Source organism: Brenneria corticis (assembly GCF_003115855.1).
Classification (GTDB): domain Bacteria; phylum Pseudomonadota; class Gammaproteobacteria; order Enterobacterales; family Enterobacteriaceae; genus Brenneria; species Brenneria corticis.
Genome location: NZ_KZ819082.1, coordinates 1 through 19,332, shown reverse-complemented (window position 1 = coordinate 19,332; position 19,332 = coordinate 1). Strand labels below are relative to the sequence as shown.

General features: G+C 55.9%; 18 protein-coding genes and 1 riboswitch. Of the genes, 9 read left to right on the top strand and 9 right to left on the bottom strand.

All coding sequences use genetic code 11. The annotated features are described in order from the left end of the window. Positions 1-149: 149 nt before the first annotated feature. Positions 150-1,010 carry an SAM-dependent methyltransferase TehB gene (gene tehB, locus DDT56_RS13815; protein WP_136167024.1) on the top strand — a complete coding sequence of 287 codons (861 nt, stop codon included), beginning with the start codon at positions 150-152 and terminating at the stop codon, positions 1,008-1,010. Between the two features lie 60 nt (positions 1,011-1,070). Here the strand turns inward: tehB and ribB are convergent, their stop codons facing one another. Further along, positions 1,071-1,724: a 3,4-dihydroxy-2-butanone-4-phosphate synthase gene (ribB, locus tag DDT56_RS13810; RefSeq protein ID WP_136167023.1), complete on the bottom strand. Its 654-nt coding sequence runs from the start codon at positions 1,722-1,724 to the stop codon at positions 1,071-1,073. Between the two features lie 128 nt (positions 1,725-1,852). Then, positions 1,853-2,042, bottom strand: a riboswitch (FMN riboswitch). A 162-nt stretch (positions 2,043-2,204) separates the two neighbouring features. On the opposite strand from ribB, the gene ubiK reads away from it, so the two are divergent. Then, on the top strand, positions 2,205-2,492 hold the full coding sequence (gene ubiK / locus DDT56_RS13805) for a ubiquinone biosynthesis accessory factor UbiK (RefSeq protein ID WP_136167022.1): 288 nt from the start codon (positions 2,205-2,207) through the stop codon (positions 2,490-2,492). Between the two features lie 46 nt (positions 2,493-2,538). Here ubiK and yjeH read toward each other — a convergent pair whose 3' ends face one another. Both yjeH and zipA read right to left on the bottom strand, forming a co-directional pair. Further along, complete coding sequence (gene yjeH / locus DDT56_RS13800; RefSeq protein WP_136167021.1) at positions 2,539-3,792, bottom strand: L-methionine/branched-chain amino acid transporter; 1,254 nt, start codon at positions 3,790-3,792, stop codon at positions 2,539-2,541. Positions 3,793-3,872: 80 nt separating this feature from the next. Further along, positions 3,873-4,823: a cell division protein ZipA gene (gene zipA / locus DDT56_RS13795; protein WP_210417030.1), complete on the bottom strand. Its 951-nt coding sequence runs from the start codon at positions 4,821-4,823 to the stop codon at positions 3,873-3,875. Positions 4,824-5,043: 220 nt separating this feature from the next. Here zipA and cysZ point away from each other — a divergent pair, with 220 nt between their 5' ends. From cysZ to crr, 5 genes are all read left to right on the top strand, one after another. Further along, positions 5,044-5,817 (top strand): sulfate transporter CysZ, encoded by a 774-nt coding sequence (cysZ, locus tag DDT56_RS13790; protein WP_136167020.1) that lies wholly within the window; start codon positions 5,044-5,046, stop codon positions 5,815-5,817. 162 nt (positions 5,818-5,979) lie between these two features. Continuing rightward, positions 5,980-6,948 (top strand): cysteine synthase A, encoded by a 969-nt coding sequence (gene cysK, locus DDT56_RS13785; protein ID WP_136167019.1) that lies wholly within the window; start codon positions 5,980-5,982, stop codon positions 6,946-6,948. Between the two features lie 447 nt (positions 6,949-7,395). Further along, entirely contained in the window at positions 7,396-7,653 is a 258-nt protein-coding gene (ptsH, locus tag DDT56_RS13780; RefSeq protein WP_009114311.1) for a phosphocarrier protein Hpr, read from the top strand. A 46-nt stretch (positions 7,654-7,699) separates the two neighbouring features. Further along, positions 7,700-9,427 carry a phosphoenolpyruvate-protein phosphotransferase PtsI gene (gene ptsI / locus DDT56_RS13775; RefSeq protein ID WP_136167018.1) on the top strand — a complete coding sequence of 576 codons (1,728 nt, stop codon included), beginning with the start codon at positions 7,700-7,702 and terminating at the stop codon, positions 9,425-9,427. Between the two features lie 39 nt (positions 9,428-9,466). After that, positions 9,467-9,976, top strand: a complete 510-nt coding sequence (gene crr / locus DDT56_RS13770) for a PTS glucose transporter subunit IIA (protein ID WP_136167017.1) — start codon at positions 9,467-9,469, stop codon at positions 9,974-9,976. Between the two features lie 66 nt (positions 9,977-10,042). Here crr and DDT56_RS13765 read toward each other — a convergent pair whose 3' ends face one another. Both DDT56_RS13765 and DDT56_RS13760 read right to left on the bottom strand, forming a co-directional pair. Beyond that, complete coding sequence (locus DDT56_RS13765) at positions 10,043-11,365, bottom strand: ATP-binding protein (protein ID WP_136167016.1); 1,323 nt, start codon at positions 11,363-11,365, stop codon at positions 10,043-10,045. Next, positions 11,365-12,045: a response regulator transcription factor gene (locus DDT56_RS13760; protein WP_136167015.1), complete on the bottom strand. Its 681-nt coding sequence runs from the start codon at positions 12,043-12,045 to the stop codon at positions 11,365-11,367. The genes DDT56_RS13765 and DDT56_RS13760 overlap by 1 nt, the downstream gene beginning before the upstream one ends. 186 nt (positions 12,046-12,231) lie before the next feature. On the opposite strand from DDT56_RS13760, the gene DDT56_RS13755 reads away from it, so the two are divergent. Continuing rightward, on the top strand, positions 12,232-13,431 hold the full coding sequence (locus DDT56_RS13755; RefSeq protein WP_136167014.1) for an efflux RND transporter periplasmic adaptor subunit: 1,200 nt from the start codon (positions 12,232-12,234) through the stop codon (positions 13,429-13,431). A gap of 2 nt (positions 13,432-13,433) precedes the next feature. Further along, complete coding sequence (locus tag DDT56_RS13750; RefSeq protein ID WP_168197627.1) at positions 13,434-15,380, top strand: MacB family efflux pump subunit; 1,947 nt, start codon at positions 13,434-13,436, stop codon at positions 15,378-15,380. A 14-nt stretch (positions 15,381-15,394) separates the two neighbouring features. On the opposite strand, the gene cysM is transcribed toward DDT56_RS13750, so the two are convergent. From cysM to DDT56_RS13730, 4 genes are read right to left on the bottom strand one after another with little or no spacing between them, the layout of a single operon-like run. Then, positions 15,395-16,276, bottom strand: a complete 882-nt coding sequence (gene cysM / locus DDT56_RS13745) for a cysteine synthase CysM (protein WP_136167013.1) — start codon at positions 16,274-16,276, stop codon at positions 15,395-15,397. A 56-nt stretch (positions 16,277-16,332) separates the two neighbouring features. Beyond that, entirely contained in the window at positions 16,333-17,223 is an 891-nt protein-coding gene (gene cysW / locus DDT56_RS13740) for a sulfate/thiosulfate ABC transporter permease CysW (RefSeq protein ID WP_136167012.1), read from the bottom strand. After that, positions 17,224-18,057 carry a sulfate/thiosulfate ABC transporter permease CysT gene (cysT, locus tag DDT56_RS13735; RefSeq protein WP_136167011.1) on the bottom strand — a complete coding sequence of 278 codons (834 nt, stop codon included), beginning with the start codon at positions 18,055-18,057 and terminating at the stop codon, positions 17,224-17,226. It lies immediately after the preceding gene. Continuing rightward, positions 18,057-19,085 carry a sulfate ABC transporter substrate-binding protein gene (locus DDT56_RS13730; protein ID WP_136167133.1) on the bottom strand — a complete coding sequence of 343 codons (1,029 nt, stop codon included), beginning with the start codon at positions 19,083-19,085 and terminating at the stop codon, positions 18,057-18,059. Before DDT56_RS13730 ends, cysT begins: the two co-directional genes overlap by 1 nt. Positions 19,086-19,332: the final 247 nt, after the last annotated feature.

Genomic DNA, 19,332 nt, shown 5'->3' with positions numbered 1-19,332 from the left:
AACCTGACTGGAAGCATCCCCGCGATTGCCGCAGCAAAAACGATCTCATATCTCGTTGACAACAAAAGATGCATTTGAAATACATTTTTCTGGCCAGCCTGTGCGCGGCTTTATAGAATACGGTAATAAACCTATCCACCGAGGTAACCATGCAAGATCTCATTTGTTATAAAAAAATGCCGCAATGGAACAGCCATACCCTGCCGGCGGCCTTCCAGGAAAAACACAACACCCAGGAAGGCACCTGGGCCAGGCTCGCCATCCTGCAGGGAGAGATGACCTTTGCGCTATTGCACGACAATGGCGAAACCAAAGAAACCTTTCATTTCTCGGCGCAAAACCCGCCGCCGCTGGTGGAACCGCAGGCATGGCACCGCATCGTTTCCTTTTCCGACGACCTGCAATGTCAGCTGAGTTTTTTCTGTAGCGCGGAAGATTTCTACCATAAAAAATACGCGCTCACCCGTACCCATTCCGAGGTCGTTCACGCCCTGCAGTTTATCAAGCCCTGCAAAACGCTGGATTTAGGCTGCGGCGGCGGACGTAACGCCCTGTATTTGAATCTGCGCGGCTTTGACGTCACCGCCTATGACAAAAACGAGCAAAGTATTTATTCGTTGAATGAGATCATCAAAAGCGAAGAGCTGAAGAATATTCAGACCGGTATCTACAATATCAACCTGGCGGCAATAGCAGAACGGTACGATTTTATTCTCTCCACCGTGGTGTTGATGTTTCTGGAGCGCGACCGTATTCCGCACATCATTCGCAATATGCAGGAGAGCACCGCGGACGGCGGATATAATCTGATTATTGCGGCCATGTCGACCGATGACTACCCTTGCCCGCTGCCGTTTTCTTTCACCTTTAAAGAAGGCGAACTGAAAAATTATTATGCGGACTGGGAGATTATCAAATATAACGAAGATATCGGCGAGTTGCACAAAACCGACGTGAACGGCAACAGAATAAAACTGCGTTTTGCCACGCTGCTGGCAAGAAAAGCATAGCGGCGCTATAAGGAACAAAGGGCCGATAATATCGGCCCCTGCGGTATGCCCGTCTAAAGATCAGCTTGCCTTGCGTTCCGCCGCCTGGCGATAGGCCACCAGATCCTCAATCGTCAGCACCGGCATATTATGTTTTTTGCCAAAGGCGATCACTTCCGGCGCGTGCGCCATGGAGCCGTCATCGTTGGTCAGTTCGCACAGTACGCCGGCGGGCTTCAGGCCGGCCAGCCTGGCCAAATCAACGGACGCCTCGGTATGTCCGCCGCGGGTTAATACGCCGCCCGGCTGGGCGCGCAGCGGGAAAACGTGCCCCGGATGATTCAAATCGCTCGGTTTGGCGTCATCCGCGATTGCCGTACGGATGGTGGTGAGGCGATCGGCGGCGGAAACCCCCGTGGTGACGCCGTTCGCCGCTTCGATGGTAATGGTGAACGCCGTCTGATAATGACTGGAGTTGTGCGTCACCATCATCGGCAATTCCAGCTGTTGACGACGCTCTTCCGTCAGGCACAGGCAAACAATGCCGCTACCGTGGCGGATGGTCAGCGCCATTTGTTCCACGGACATATTTTCCGCCGCAAAAATGATGTCGCCTTCGTTTTCACGATCTTCATCATCCAACACCAATACGCCACGTCCTTCACGCAGTGCGTCAAGTGCGCGTTCTACACGTTCAACCGGATTGCCAAATTCAGAAAGTAATGTCTGATTCATGGTAAAAAAACCTCAATGTTAATATGGGTTACCAGAATCAGGGCGAGCTTGAGGAGTAATCATTACCACTGCTTGCATGGCAATGACTAACAAAAATAACGCGAGCGGGCATCACACCCGACAGGTACCGTTACTCTCTCCCATCCGGACTCTAACCGTCGGCTCCGGGATTACACCGGATCTGCTGACCTCACGCGGGAAAACCAACCATTGCTGCTGGCAAACCAACCATGAGCGCTCGCGGGCTTCCAGCACGTATACGGAATATACGCCTGGTTTACCGCCGGTGGGGAATTACACCCCGCCCTGAGAATAAGCGGATTTACTATAACGCTAATAAAGTGACAGGGCAATTGATCGGCAACAGGAAATGTGACATCGCAGCGCTGAATAATTGCAATGTAAAGGCGGGTTTTGGTTTATCCCTTCCCCAACTCGCATTACACTTACTCCTATCTATAGCAGAATCAGGAAAGCGCCATGATTGACCCGAAAAAGATTGAGCAGATCGCCCGTCAGGTGCATGAGTCCATGCCGAAAGGTATCCGGGAATTGGGCGATGACGTAGAGAAGAAAATCCGTCAGGTATTGCAGGCGCAATTCAGCCGGCTTGATTTGGTAAATCGTGAAGAGTTCGACGTCCAGACCCAGGTGCTGCTGCGCACTCGTGAGAAAATCGCCCGGCTGGAGCAGCGTCTGACCGAGCTGGAAGCGCAATTTTCCACCGCGGAAAAACCCGCCGCCGCGCCAGACGACGAAAACGCATAAACCATCCGATAATCAACGCCTCTCGCCTTGGTGCGGAGGCGTTGCATCAATCAGCGATAAGTTTGGCTTGTCGCTGCGGCAGAAAAATCCACAGCAGCGCCAGCATGGTTAGCGCATACAGGGACTTCCAACCGATCATCAATAGCAGCGCGCAGCAAAGCAGGCTGCCAATCATCGCCATCACCCTGGCCCGCCCTTGCAGCAAACGCCACCCGGCCAGCATGCACAGCAGATAGATCAAAACAAAAATTCCGTTCGCATACACAATCAGCAGGTCCAGCGGCAACACCAGCCAGTAAATAAGCAGGCAACTGATTAAACAGCATATCACCACGGCCGACAGCGCATTGGCCGGCGCCCGCCCGACGGAGAGTTTCGCCAGCGAACTGCCCTTCGGCGCCTGCGACCATACCAGCCGGGCAAACCCCTGCGTATAGATATTCACGCCGGCAAAGCAGGCCAGATACCCGACAATGCAGGCGATCCACAGCGCGTGCTCGCCGAACAACCGCACCACAATCCGCGGTAATGAGGCCGTGGCCGCCCAGCCGTCGCCATAGACATGAAAGTGCAAAACGGCGACGGTGCATCCCCAGTAAACCGCCCCCGCCAGCAGCATGCCGATCAGCAATGCCCGGGGGAAATCGCGTTCAGGCACCCGGAACTCCGTCGCCAGATGGGCGAAGGCCTCCAGACCGACAAAACACCAGAACATCACCGCCAGCGCGCTAAAGGTATTGCTCCAGGAGAGGTCGCCGGCCGACGGCCAGGGGATATGGCCTGGCGTAATATCCCCCCGCCACCAGATGGCCGCCACCAGGCCGACCACCAGCATGGCGATGATAACCTGGATATTGGCGCTGGAACCCGCGCTACGCAGCCCGAGCAGCCAAATGCCCACCAGCGTCAGCAATTGCACCAGCAGCAACCCGGATGCGCTCCAGCCAAACGCCGCCTGCCAGAAACCGGCGGCGATCTGCAGCGCCGCGGGCAGCCCCAGCGGGATCACCGAAAGAAACAGCCAGCCGGAAACCCGAGCCAGACGAGGGCCAAAGGCCAGGTTGACGAAATGGGCGACGCCGCCGGCGTTGGGAAAACGTTGCCCCAGCGCCGCAAACCCCACGGCGATAGGGAACACAAAAAGCATTAACAGCGGCCAGGCCCATAAACTATCCTGCCGAGCGATCTGCGCCACCAGCGCCGGCACCGCAAAGACGCCGGTTCCCAGCAACGAAGTGGCAAGCAGGCCGATACCCTGTATCAGTCCCAGATCCTGTTTTAGTCCTTTCGCTTCACTCATCTTTCAACCTGCGGTGCATGAAAATCAATAAAAAAACCTCCATACGCGGAGGTTTTTATCACTATCAGCCAGTCGCGCCATCAGGTATTGGCTTTCAATACGTCCCGGATACGCGCTTTGTAAGATTCGACTTTCTGAGGCGTCATCATTCTGCGCTCATCGTCCAGAACCACGCCGCCGACGTCGTCGGCAATACGCTGCGCCGACTGTAGCATCAGCTTAAAATTCTGCCCGGCGTCGCCGTAAGAAGGCACCATCATAAACATGGAAACGCCGGGGGTGGAAAACTCGGACATTTCGTCCGGGTTAAATGAGCCGGGTTTCACCATATTGGCCAGGCTGAACAATACCGGCCCTGCTCCGGCCGGATTGACGTGACGGTGGAAAATATTCATCTCGCCGAACTGGAACCCTGACTGCAGAACGCTTTGCAGCAGCAGCTCGCCGCCGATAACCCCGCCCTGATGCGCGGCGACATGCAGAACCAAAACGGCCTCTTTCGGCTGTTCGCTTTGAACCGGCTCTGGCGAAAACGGCTGAGCGTGGTCGGCGGTTGATTCTGTTTCATGGGTCGTATCCGCGGGAGGGAAATCGTCGGAGAATGCGGAGGTTTCCCGCGGCGGCATATCCAGTTTCGGTTCAACAATCTTGGGACGATCGTCGCCGCGAGGCTGGGTGCGCGGGGAGTCAACCGGCGTGGCTTCGTCCAGCAGCGGATCGTAAGCGGAACCGGGCTGCACCGGCGTCTTGCCAAACGGCGATTTGGCTTCGGGGCGCGCCTCTTCCTTTTCATTGTAGCTACCGAGGGAAGGCTCATTCTGCGAACGCGAGCTTTTTACCCGAACTTCGCCGACGCCTTCGTCGAGATCGTCAAGCGGCGTTTCATCTCGCTCGTTTTTCAAACGTTTAACCGGGCGATCGCGAAAAAGGGACGAACGCTCTTTACGGCTAGTCCACAAGCCGTGCAGTAACAGCGCTATTATAGCGATCGCACCAACGACGATTAATATCAGACGCAAGTCCTGCATCATTGCTATCCCAATTGTTTCAATACATTGCCACCACGGCAACTACTTTATATCACTAACTCTATTTGCCTGCGTACACAAGTGCAAGTCTGCACGGTACATTATGACAAGAAAGATAGATACAACGCATTTTTTTGCTGTTTTTTCATCCAAATGCAGACTGGTCAGTCTAAAATCATCCCGATATGATGCAATCACGAATTAATGACTGAGAACATGACCCATGCTTCATTCCAGACCGGTAGCCAAACCACAGGGCGGCGTACACTATTTTCTCGCGGGATGGCGGCTGATTTCACTGCCGGGCATCCGGCGTTTTGTCATCCTGCCCTTGCTGGTGAATATTTTACTGATGGGAGGGGCTTTCTGGTGGCTCTTCACCCGCCTCGGCGATTGGATCCCGCAGCTTATGAACCACGTTCCGACGTGGCTGCAGTGGCTTAGCTACCTTCTCTGGCCGATCGCCGTGCTCTCCGTCGTGTTGGTTTTCGGCTATCTGTTCAGCACGATCACCAATTTTATCGCCGCCCCTTTTAACGGCCTGCTGGCGGAACAGCTGGAAGCGCGCCTGACCGGCCAGCCGCTGCCCGACGCCGGCATCCTGAGTATTGCCAAGGACGTTCCCCGCATCATGAAGCGCGAGGTGCAGAAACTGGCTTATTACCTGCCGCGCGCCCTGTTTCTGTTTTTGCTCTACTTTATACCGGGCGTCGGTCAAACCGTCGCGCCCGTGCTATGGTTTCTGTTCAGCGCCTGGATGCTGGCCATTCAGTACTGCGACTATCCTTTCGATAATCATAAGGTCGACTTTCCCGCCATGCGCCAGGCGTTGCGGCAGCATAAAGTCGCCAATATGCAGTTTGGCGCGCTGATAGGTCTGTTTACGCTGATTCCTTTCCTGAATCTGGTGATTATGCCGGTCGCGGTTTGCGGCGCCACCACGCTATGGGTTGATCGTTATCGCCATCTTTCCGCCACGCAGCGAAAACAGTTGTGAGATCTGACGCACATGAACCGATGCTTTCTATTGTAATGAAAAGATATTTCCTAAGAACATAACGATATAGCAATTCTTTACTTCACTGAAAAGTATGAACGGGTATTCTCTCTAATGTTCGCAAATGTTAGCAAAAATTTCATACAGTTATAAGGACAGGCTATGAGCAAGATCTACGAAGACAATTCTTTTACAATCGGCCATACGCCGTTGGTTCGTCTGAACCGTATCGGCAACGGACGCATTCTGGTCAAGGTTGAGTCGCGCAATCCCAGTTTTAGCGTTAAGTGCCGTATCGGTTCCAACCTGATTTGGGATGCGGAAAAACGCGGCGTGCTGAAAGAAGGCGTCGAACTGGTGGAGCCGACCAGCGGCAATACCGGCATCGCGTTAGCCTATGTGGCCGCCGCCCGCGGCTATAAGCTGACCCTGACCATGCCGGAAACCATGAGTATCGAACGTCGCAAGCTGCTGAAAGCGCTGGGCGCCAAACTGGTGCTGACCGAAGGCGCGAAAGGCATGAAGGGCGCTATCGCCAAAGCGGAAGAGATTGTCGCCAGCGATCCGCAGCGCTTTCTGCTGTTACAGCAGTTCAGTAACCCGGCCAACCCGGAAATTCACGAAAAAACCACCGGGCCGGAAATCTGGGAAGATACCGACGGCAAAGTCGACGTCTTTATTGCCGGCGTAGGTACCGGCGGTACGCTGACCGGCGTTAGCCGTTACATTAAAAACACCAAAGGCAAGGCTATCACCAGCGTGGCGGTAGAACCGTCTGATTCGCCGGTTATCAGCCAGGCGCTGGCGGGTGAAGAGATAAAACCAGGCCCACACAAGATTCAGGGGATCGGCGCCGGCTTTATCCCGGATAACCTCGATCTCAAGCTGGTCGATCGGGTAGAGAAAATCAGCAACGAAGACGCGATCAGCACCGCGCGCCGTTTAATGGAAGAGGAAGGCATTCTCGCCGGGATCTCTTCAGGCGCAGCAGTTGCCGCCGCGCTGAATCTGCTCAAAGAAAAAGAATTCGAGGATAAAACCATCGTTGTCGTCCTGCCATCTTCCGGTGAACGCTACCTGAGTACGGCGCTTTTTGCGGACCTGTTTACCGAGCAGGAACTGCAGCAGTAAATTCTTTTTCTCCGCACCACGGCAAGTAAATCAAATGTTAAAAAAAGCACCTGTTCAGGTGCTTTTTTCAGTGCTTTTTTGTGGCCTAGTTCAAATTTTACAGCATAGATGGATTGCTTTTCTGCGTCAGGTCCGGTATTTAACCGGACAATTATTTTGATGCGTGAAATTAATACCCGCCAAAAAACGTCGCTGAACGCTGAATCGATTTAACCGATGCCAAAATGGCTGTATCATCGTTTTGCTTGCTGAGTTCAAGCAATGATTTGAGAATCAGGCGATATTTGGTGGTATTTTATTCAGGAAATACTTTTCGCCGTTTCCTTGCCGCATCCCGGCCTGCCCCTGTAACATAATCAGGTGCTAACCACACAGGCTAAAGTTCAGTGGATACGCTAAGCTTTAGTTCCACAACATCAATTTAATCCATAAGTTGGGGAAAACAGAATGTTCCAGCAAGAAGTGACTATTACCGCACCGAATGGCCTGCACACTCGTCCTGCTGCTCAGTTTGTCAAGGAAGCCAAAGGTTTTGCTTCTGAAATCACCGTCACGTCCAACGGTAAAAGCGCCAGCGCCAAGAGCCTGTTCAAGCTGCAGACTCTCGGTTTGACTCAGGGCACCGTGGTTACTATCGCTGCAGAAGGTGAAGACGAACAAAAAGCCGTGGAACATCTGGTTAAACTGATGGCAGAGCTTGAATAACAGGCTGGCTTTTTTAGTGAACATCAGAATCGAGTAAGGTAGGGTTATGATTTCAGGCATATTAGTATCACCGGGTATCGCTTTTGGTAAGGCACTGTTACTGAAAGATGATGAAATAGTCATCAACCGGAAAAAAATCTCTGCGGATCAAGTAGAGCACGAAGTTGAACGTTTTCTGACTGGTCGGGCCAAGGCCGCAAAACAGCTGGAAGCCATCAAGAACAAAGCGGGTAAAACGCTGGGCGCAGAGAAAGAAGCCATCTTCGAAGGCCACATCATGTTGCTGGAAGATGAAGAGTTCGAGCAGGAAATCATAGCCCTGATTAAAGAAGAACACGCTTCCGCCGATGCCGCCGCATTTTCAGTGATTGAAAATCAGGCGAAGGCGTTGGAAGAGCTTGACGATGAATATCTGAAAGAACGCGCCGCGGACATGCGCGATATCGGCAAACGCCTGCTGAAAAACATTCTTGATATGAACATCGTCGATCTGGGCGATATCGAAGAAGAAGTCATTCTGGTCGCCACCGACCTGACCCCCTCGGAAACCGCGCAGCTCAATCTGGACAAGGTGCTGGGCTTTATTACCGATATCGGCGGCCGTACGTCCCATACCTCCATCATGGCCCGCTCGCTGGAATTACCGGCGATTGTCGGCACCACGGACGTCACCAAACAGGTTAAAAACGGCGATTATCTGATTCTGGATGCGGTGAATAACAAAATTTACCAAAACCCCTCCGCAGAAGTTATCGAAGAATTAAAAGCCGTTCAGCAGCAATACCTCTCTGAAAAGCACGAACTCGCCAAACTGAAGGATCTGCCCGCCATCACGCTGGACGGCCATCAGGTGGAAGTTTGCGCCAATATCGGAACCGTGCGCGATGTCGGCGGCGCCGAACGTAACGGCGCCGAAGGCGTTGGTCTGTACCGTACTGAATTCCTGTTTATGGATCGTGATTCCCTGCCGACCGAGGAAGAGCAGTTCCAGGCCTATAAAGCCGTTGCCGAAGCCGTTGGCGCTCAGGCGGTGATCGTCCGTACGATGGATATCGGCGGCGATAAAGACCTGCCTTATATGAATCTGCCAAAGGAAGAGAATCCTTTCCTGGGCTGGCGGGCGATCCGTATCTGTCTGGATCGCAAAGAGATCCTTCACGCCCAACTGCGCGCCATCCTGCGGGCTTCCAGTTTCGGTAAACTTCGCATCATGTTCCCCATGATCATCTCCGTCGAAGAAGTACGTGAACTGAAAGCGGAACTGGAGATACTGAAAGCGCAGCTGCGGGAAGAAGGCAAAGCCTTTGATGAGGCCATCGAAGTGGGCGTAATGGTTGAAACGCCGGCGGCGGCGGCCATTGCTCATCATCTGGCGAAAGAAGTTGACTTCTTTAGTATTGGGACAAATGACTTAACCCAGTATACTCTGGCAGTTGATCGCGGTAATGAGCTGATCTCTCATCTCTACAACCCGATGTCCCCAGCAGTATTGACCCTGATTAAACAGGTGATCGACGCATCCCATGCCGAAGGTAAATGGACGGGAATGTGCGGTGAGCTCGCTGGTGACGAACGTGCTACACTACTGTTATTGGGAATGGGTCTGGACGAATTCAGCATGAGTGCAATCTCTATCCCGAGCATCAAGAAAATTATCCGTAACGCCAATTACGGGGATGCGAAGGCGCTGGCGGAACAGGCGTTATCCCAACCGACAGCACAAGAGTTGAGTAACCTGGTGAGCCGATTCATTAAAGAAAAAACGCTCTGCTGATCCACATGCTGGCCCAATATTAATGCTTAGGAGAAGATCATGGGTTTGTTCGATAAATTGAAATCTCTGGTTTCTGATGACAAAAAAGACACCGGCAGCATCGAAATCATTGCCCCGTTGTCCGGCGAAATCGTCAATATTGAAGATGTGCCGGACGTCGTATTTGCTGAAAAAATCGTCGGCGACGGTATTGCCATTAAACCTACGGGCAACAAAATCGTCGCTCCGGTAGATGGCACCATTGGTAAAATCTTTGAAACCAACCATGCTTTTTCTATCGAATCCGATAGCGGTATCGAGTTATTCGTTCACTTTGGTATCGATACCGTCGAACTGAAAGGCGAAGGTTTCAAACGCATCGCCGAGGAAGGCCAGCGCGTTAAGAAAGGCGATCTGATTATCGAGTTCGATCTGCCTCTGCTGGAAGAGAAAGCCAAGTCCACGCTGACCCCTGTGGTTATCTCCAATATGGATGAAATCAAGGAATTGATTAAGCTGAGCGGCACCGTGGTTGTGGGTGAAACGCCGGTTATCCGTATTAAGAAATAAACCATATCGTCTTCGATGGTTTGAAAACGGCGCCTCACAAGGGCGCCGTTTTTTATGTTTATGGCGTCATTTCCAGCGCGGAATACGCAGACAGATAACCAGCCCGCCCTGCGCCCCGTTTTCCGCTTCAATATGCCCGCCGTGCGCCTGCACCACTCTACGGGCGATAGCCAACCCCAGCCCGTATCCTTTGCCGGAAAGCGGTGATTCAATGCGGATAAAGGGATCAAAAATGCTGGATAGCTTACTTTTCTCTACGCCGGGCCCCTGATCGGCCACGCGGATGATCCACTCATGCTCATCGCCGCTCAGTGAAACCCGAACCTGCTGCGCGCGTGAGGAAAAACGCAGCGCATTACGCACAATATTGTCGATCGCCCGGCGCATCAGTTCGGCATTGCCCTTCACGGTGTGATCGACGCCGTCATCCGCCTGCAGCAGGATTTCAACGCCGGGAACCTGCGCCTCATAGCGCGCATCGTTGACCACCGCCGTTACCAGCCCCAGCAAATCAAAATACTCTTCGTCGACGTCGGCGTTTTGGGTGCGCGACAATGCCAGCAGTTCGCCGATCATCTTGTCCATACGGGCCGCCTCGCGCTCTATGCGCAACAGCGAGCTTTCCGTATTGCCGGCGTTCTGGCGCGCCAACCCGATAGCCAGCTGCAGGCGGGCCAGAGGAGAACGCAATTCGTGGGAAACATCGTGCAGCAGCTGTTCTCTGGTGCTGACCAATATCTCCAGCCGTTCGACCATCGAGTCGAAGTCGCGCGCCACCTCGCTGATTTCATCATGCCGCTTGCGCATCGCCGGCAGCAGGCGCACCGCAAGATCGCCCTGCGCCACGCGCTCGAAGCCGCCGCGCAGCTGATTAAGCGGACGCGCCAGATTCCAGGCCAGCAGCCAGCTGAAAAGCAGCCCGCCCAGACCGGCGATCCAGAATAACGGGGAGGGAATATTGAGGATCAGCGGCGGCCGGCGGGAACGGAACTCGTCACGCAGCTGATGGAGGTTAAAACCGATCTGATAACGCTCCCCCTGCGGTCCGTTCACCCGCTTTAACAGATGCGCGTCCGGCGGCTCGCCCTCAGGCGGCGCAATCTCCCCATCAGGCGATGACGGCGATAACGGGGTTACCGCGAGATAGCGCCGTTCTTTTTCCGGCCACTGCGCCATCACGCGGTTCAGCTCGGCTGTCCCCCCCTGCCGTAGCGCCGCGGCGGCAGTGGTCGTCTGCATGGTTGCAATACGCGTGACCACCTCCTCTTCCAGCGGCTTATGCCGCTCGCCGTACAAAGAAAACGCCAGCCATAGCAGTTGGGACATAACGATAAACGTCAGCCAGAACCCCAGCAATATCTTCCAGAACAGCCGCCCGCGTATCATCATCAACGAATCCGATATCCCACGCTGCGCACCGTTTCAATGGTCAGTTCGTTGCCATCCAGCGCGCCGAGTTTCTGGCGGATATTGCTGATGTGCACGTCCACGCTGCGATCGTAGGCCTCGCGGCGACGTCCGAGACACTTTTCCGATAGCTCATCTTTTGATACCACCCGTTCAGGGGAGCGGAGCAGCAACTCCAGTAAATTAAACTCCGACGCGGTGAGATCGAAAGACTGCCCGCGCCACTCGCTGCTGCGGGTCGCCGGATTAAGCACCAGATCGCCGGATGAGGCGATGCTCTCATCCAGCTTTTTACTCGGCTGGTCGTCATAACGGCGCAGCACCGCCCTAAGCCGTGCCACCAGTTCACGCGGGTAACAGGGTTTCGGCATATAATCATCGGCGCCCATTTCCAGCCCGATAACGCGGTCGATATTGTCGCCCTTGGCCGTGAGCATAATCACCGGCAGCTGCTGGTTTTTTCTTATCTGCCGCAAAACGTCGATACCGCTCATGTCCGGCAGCATGATATCCAGGATAATCGCGGTGTATTCCCCCGACATCGCGCCATCGATCCCCTCTTTGCCGGTCAGTACCCTGGATGTCGCAAACCCTTCGGCGTTCAGATATTCGCAAAGCATATTGCCCAGTTCCACGTCGTCATCGACCAGTAAAATTTTCATACGCTGTCTCCATTCACGGATATAGGGTGCATTCTCAGGCTTGACACTGATTTTAGCAGCCGGATTTACGTAATCCTTACCCTTTCTTTGACTAAAGATTACCTATTCCTTGCCATACTCGGGGTAAATTACCCGTTGCTGTTTTTTATCCTTGCCCCGCTGCAGATTTAAGGACGCATTCTCCTGATGCCATTACGATTCATGACAACCCGTAACATTACCGTGGCGGTTGGCGTCGTGCTTGCCGCCGTGCTGGTTTATCTGTTTTCATCGCCATCCGATCCGGGCGTAAACTACATCACCGCGGCCGCTGAAGCGCGCGATATAGAAGAAACGGTTCTGGCGGACGGCACCATTGAGGCGCAAAAGCAGGTTAGCGTCGGCGCGCAGGTCTCGGGGCAAATAAAAGCGCTGCACGTGGCGCTGGGAGATAACGTCACCCAAGGGCAGTTGCTGGCGGAAATTGACGATCTGACCCAGCAGAACGCGTTGAAAAACAGCGAAGCCGCCTTGAAAAACGTGCAGGCGCAACGGGCGGCCAAGCTCGCCACGCTGCGCAATGACGAACTTGGTTGGCAGCGGCAGCAGATGCTGATGAAACGCGGCGTCGGCGCCCAGGCGGATTACGACAGCGCCAAAGCGACGCTGGATGCGACGAAAGCCGATATTGACGCCCTGGACGCGCAAATCGTTCAGGCGCAGATTGCCGTGAACACCGCCCAGGTCAATCTGGGCTATACCAAAATTCTTTCCCCCATGGACGGCACCATCGTCTCGCTGCCGGTGGAGGCGGGGCAAACGGTCAATGCGGTGCAAAGCACCCCCACCATCGCCAAAGTCGCCAATCTGAATACCATGACCATCAAGGCGCAGATATCCGAAGCGGACATCGTTAAAATCAAGACCGGCATGCCGGTATGGTTCAGCATCCTCGGCGAACCCGAACGGCGCTATCAGGCAACGCTGCGCGACATTGAACCCGCCCCGGACTCGATTGACGACGACACCACCTCCTCGTCATCTTCCAGCAGCTCCAGCAGTACCTCGTCCAGCAGCGCCATCTATTACAACGGCCTGTTCGACGTCAATAACGCCGACGGGGTGTTACGCATCTCCATGACCGCGCAGGTCTACATCCTGCTGTCATCCGTCAAAAACGCGATAGTGGTTCCCGCCACCGCCCTAACCCACCGTGACGGCGTCCACTACGTTCAGGTGGTCAAGGGCCAGGGGAAAATTGAATCCAGAGTGGTCACCGTCGGTCTTAACGATAACGTATATACCCAACTGCGCGCCGGCGTCAGCGTAGGCGAGCACGTTATCGTCAGCCAGCAGTCGGGCAATACCGCAACCGCGCGCCGGCCCGGCCCGCCGATGGGGCTGTAATCATGTCGCAACCCTTGCTCGCGCTGCATAACGTCACCCGCCGTTTTACTAACGGCGAACAAACCGTTACGGTGCTGAAAGATATCAATCTGACCATCGACAGCGGGGAAATGGTCGCCATTGTCGGCGCATCAGGATCGGGCAAATCGACGCTGATGAACATCCTGGGCTGCCTGGATAAACCGTCGGACGGCGACTATCAGGTCGCCGGCCAGTCGGTGCGCACGCTAAGCAGCGACCGGCTGGCGCAGCTGCGCCGCGAAAATTTCGGCTTTATCTTCCAGCGCTACCATCTGCTGGGCGATCTCTCCGCGCTGAGCAACGTGGAGGTTCCCGCCATCTATGCGGGGAAAGCGCGTCAGGCGCGGCGGCAACGGGCGGCGGAGCTGCTGGGCCGGCTGGGGCTGGGGGAACGACTGAACTATCGCCCCAGCCAGCTTTCCGGCGGACAGCAGCAGCGGGTGAGCATCGCCCGGGCGCTGATGAACGGCGGCAGCGTCATTCTGGCCGACGAGCCCACCGGCGCGCTGGATACCCACAGCGGCAATGACGTGCTCGGCATCCTGAACGATCTGCACGCCCAGGGCCACACGGTGGTGATTGTGACCCATGATATGCAGATCGCGGAATTTGCCCAGCGCATTATCGAGATCCGCGACGGCGAGATCATCGCCGATCGCCAGGTGAAACCGTCACCGACGCCGCCTTTGCCCGTCTCGCCGCCGGCGGCGATATCAGCGCTCAATCAGGCCAGGGACCGCTTTATCGATGCGTTTAAAATGGCCCTGCTGGCGATGAATGCGCAGCGCATGAGAACCTTTCTGACCATGCTGGGGATCATTATCGGCATCGCGTCGGTGGTGTCGGTGGTGGCCTTGGGAAAAGGCTCGCAGCAGCAGGTGCTGGCGAATATCAGCGCCATGGGCACCAGTACGCTGGAGATTTTCCCCGGCAAAGACTTCGGGGATATGCGCTCCAGCGCGATCCAGACGCTGCGCGCCACCGATATTTCGCCGCTGGCTCAGCAGCCTTATGTGCATAGCGTCACCCCTTCGGTATCCACCAGCATCACCCTGCGCTATCGCAATATCGCCGTTTCGGCGAACGTCACCGGGGTCGGCGAACAGTTCTTTACCGTGCGCGGCTACCAGCTTGACCAGGGCATCACCTTCCCGGCCAGCAGCGTGACCAACCTCGTGCAGGACGCCGTCATTGATAAAAACACCCGGGATAAACTCTTCGCCAACGGCGAGGATCCCATCGGTCAGGTGATTCTACTCGACTCGATGCCGAGCCGGATTATCGGCGTAGTCAGTAAAAGCCAGTCCGGATTCGGCAGCGATGAAAACCTGAACGTCTGGGTGCCTTACACCACGGCGATGAAACGCATGATCGGCCAGTCATATCTGAAAAGCATTACCGTGCGGGTAAACGACGACGTCGATCTGAGCGTCGCCGAACAGGGCATTACCCAAGTGCTGACGCAGCGCCATGGCACCAAAGACTTTTTTGTCATGAACACCGACAGCATTCGCCAGACCATTGAGAAAACCACCTCCACCATGACGTTGCTGGTCTCCATGATCGCCCTGATCTCGCTGCTGGTCGGCGGCATCGGCGTGATGAACATCATGCTGGTTTCCGTCACCGAGCGGACGCGGGAAATTGGCGTACGCATGGCGGTCGGCGCCAGAACCAGCGACATCATGCAACAGTTTTTGATTGAAGCGGTGCTGGTCTGCCTGTTCGGCGGAACGCTGGGGGTGCTGCTGTCGCTGGCGGTGGGGGTCGTGTTCGCCGAATTCAGCACCAATTTCACCATGGTTTACTCCAGCGGGTCGATTATCGCCGCCTTCCTGTGCGCCAGCCTGATCGGCATCGTCTTCGGCTTCTTCCCGGCGCGGCGCGCGGCGCAAATGGAACCGATCCACGCGCTGGAACGGGAGTAGCGGCGGCGCCCGCCCTAATCAAACACGCCGGTGGATAAATAGCGATCGCCGCGGTCGCAGGCGATCGCCACGATCAGGCTGCCGGGATTTTCCGCCGCAAGGCGCAGCGCGCCCGCTACCGCGCCGCCGGAGCTGACGCCGCAGAAAATACCTTCCTGGCGCGCCAGCCGGCGCAGCGTTTCTTCCGCCTCCGTTTGAGACACATCCAACGTGCGGTCCACCAGGTCGGCGCGGAAAATGCCCGGCATATAGTCCGCCGCCCAGCGGCGGATGCCGGGAATATGGCTGCCTTCGGCGGGCTGCATCCCCACCGTGACAATCTCGCCGCGCTGCGCTTTCAGGTAACGGCTGACGCCGGAAATGGTGCCGGTGGTGCCCATGCTGGAGACAAAATGCGTTAACCTGCCCGCCGTCTGCCGCCAGATTTCCGGTCCGGTGGTCAAAAAATGGGCGAGGGAATTATCCGGGTTATTAAACTGATCGAGGTTTTTACCCTCGCCGGCCAGCGCCATTGCTCGCGCCACATCGCGCGCGCCCTCCATGCCCGCCTCCCGGCTGACCAGCACCAGATCCGCGCCGTAGGCGCTCATCGCCGCCTGGCGCTCGCGGCTCATGTTTTCCGGCATCAGCAGCTTCAGCCGGTAGCCCTTGGCCGCCGCGATCATCGCCAGCGCAATCCCGGTGTTGCCGCTGGTCGCCTCAATCAGCGTATCGCCCGGGGTAATCTCCCCGCGAAGCTCCGCCTGGCGGATCATCGACAGCGCCGCGCGATCTTTTACCGACCCGGCCGGATTATTCCCTTCCAGTTTCAGCCACACCTCGCTGTCCGTTCCCTGCGTCAAACGCTGCAATTTCACCAGCGGCGTATTACCAATACAATGTTCAAGCGTCGTCACGAGTTAAACCCTAAAAAAACCCCATCATCGGCGATGAACGATGGAAGCGGTAAACGTTAATGTTGATCGGGCGGACGATTTTCCCGCCCGCGCGCCAGCTGCCGGGCGACGCGCCACTGTAACGCGCTTTTGACGAACAGCGTCAGTATCGCCATCACCGTGAGTAACGCCGCGGCGGTAAAGGCGCCGACGGTGTTATAGTCCTGGTGCAGCAGTTCCACCTGCAACGGTAAGGTGTAGGTTTCGCCGCGGATCGCCCCCGAAACCACCGACACCGCGCCGAATTCGCCGATCGCCCGCGCATTGGTCAATACCACGCCGTACAGCAGCGCCCAGCGGATATTCGGCAGCGTCACCTTACAGAACATTTGCCAGCCCGACGCGCCGAGCAGCACGGCGGCTTCCTCCTCTTGGCTGCCCTGATTCATCATCACCGGCACCAGTTCCCTGACCATAAACGGGCAGGTGACAAAGATGGTGACCAGGACGATGCCCGGCCAGGCGAACATCAGCTGCACCCCATGCGCATCCAGCCAGCCGCCGACCGCCCCGTTGGTGCTGTAAAATAACAGATACAGCAGGCCGGCCACCACCGGCGAAACGGCGAAAGGGATGTCGATCAGCGTCAGCAACAGCTGGCGCCCCGGAAACTGAAAGCGCGTCACCAGCCAGGCCAGCAGCGTGCCGAATACCAGATTGACCGGCACGGCGATCGCCACCACCAGCAGCGTGAGGCCTATCGCATGCAGCATGTCGGGATCGCTCAGGTTACGCCACACGCCGCCGAACCCCTGCGAGAACGCAGCGGCGAAAATCGATACCAGCGGAATGACCAGCATAATCAGCGATAATATCACCCCCAGCGTAATCAACGCCCATTTTCCCCAGTTGCGCGGCGGGCGGGCGGGACGCTTCGGTTGCTGAGTCACGGTGGAAAGATCGGCCATTTAAACGCTCCGGGTTCGCTGGCCAAAACGGCTTTGCACTACGTTGATGGCGAACAATAACAGCAAAGAGGCGGCCAGCACCACGGAGGCAATCGCGCTGGCGGCCGGAAAATCAAACTCCTGGAGACGCATAAAGATCATCAGGGAGATCACCTCCGTCTGCCAGGCCATATTGCCGGCTATAAAAATGACGGCGCCGAACTCCCCCAGACTGCGGGCCAGCGACAGCGCGGTGCCGGTCAACAGCGCCGGAGTCAGCTCCGGTAGAATCACGTAGCGAAAACACTGCCAGCGGTTCGCCCCCAGCGTTTGCGCCGCCTCTTCATATTCCGGCCCGAGATCCTCCAGCACCGGCTGCACGGTGCGCACCACAAAAGGAATGCTGGTGAACGCCATCGCCACCGTAATCCCCAGCCAGGTATAGGAGACCTTGATGCCGTATTCCGCCAGCCAGGCCCCATACCAGCCGGTGGTTGAAAACAGCGCGGCCAGCGTCAGCCCGGCCACGGCGGTGGGCAGCGCAAAGGGCAAATCCATCAGGCCGTCCAGCAGCGCGCGACCGGGAAAGCGATAACGCGTCAGGATCCAGGCCATCAGCAGGCCGAATCCGGCATTGAATAACGTGGCGACCCCCGCCGACAATAAGGTCACTTTATAGGCGGCGACAACCTGCGGATAGGAGATCACCGCCCAATACTGCGCCCAGCTCATATCCGCCAGCTGCATCGCCAGCGCGCTCAGCGGTAATAACAGAATCAAACAGATAAACAGCAAACTGCTGCCCAGACTCAGCGCGAATCCCGGCAGCACCCGCTTACTTGCGACGGAAAGCATTATTGGCGACCGGCCGCCAGCAATTTATCCAGCTCGCCGCCGGTTTCAAAATGGGTTTTCATCACCTGCGGCCAGGGGCCGAACTGATCTTCCACCTGGAACAATTCGGTAGCGGGAAAGCGGGACTCCAGCGTTTGCATCAGCGCCGGGTTGTTCACGCGGTAGTAAAAATCGGCGATTATCTGCTGCGCCTCCGGGCTGTAGAGATAATTCAAATATTCCCTGGCCGCCTGCTCGGTGCCGTTACTGGCCACGTTCTTGTCGATCCAGGCGACCGGGAATTCGGCCCGCACGTTCACCTTCGGCACAATGACCTCATAGTTCTCCGTACCGTACTGCTGGCGAATATTATTCACCTCCGACTCAAAGCTGATCAGCACATCGCCAAGCTGACGCTCGACAAAAGTGGTGGTCGCGCCGCGGCCGCCGGTATCAAACACCGCCACGTTGGCCAGAAAACGTTTTATCCAGTCGCGGGTTTTCGCCTCATCCCCGCCGTTGGCCCGACTGGTGGCGCCCCAGGCCGCCAGATAGGTGTAACGGGCGTTGCCGGACGTTTTGGGGTTGGGGAAAATCAGCTTAACGTCGTCGCGCACCAGATCGCTCCAGTCATGGATCCCTTTCGGATTGCCTTTGCGCACCAGAAAAGCCATGGTCGAGTAGAACGGAGAGCTATTATTCGGCAAGCGGCTCTGCCAGTCGGCGGGGATTAACTGCCCGCGATCGTGCAGGATCTGCACGTCCGTCACCTGATTGTAAGTGACCACATCCGCTTTCAATCCTTGCAGAATAGCCAGCGCCTGTTTGGAGGAACCGGCATGGGATTGCTTGATGGTCAGCGGATCGTTCGGGTGCTGCGCCAGCCACTGCTTTTCAAACCCCGGATTTAACGCGGCGAACAGCTCCCGGGAAACATCATAGGAACTGTTTAAAATCTCGGTGGCGGAGACATATCCCTGCCCGCCCAACAGTAATGACAGCGCCAGAGAACCCTTTACCAACCAGTTTGTTATCGGTTTTTTATTCATCATTTTTTCCTGCCAGAGTTATTGTCGGAATCGTTTTTTAAGAGACCAGTGTATGTGCAGGTTGGGGTCAGGCCAGGTAATTTATATAGAATATTTCGGGATTTTTAAGCACCAAAACGCATAAAAAATTGCCGGGAGCAATTTTTAACGCCGTTTACGGTAGGCTGAAGAATCCCCCACAACTCAGGGAAAGGAATATCTGTAAGCACAGTGAGGGTTTCGTGCGCACTAACCTCAGTCGATTTCT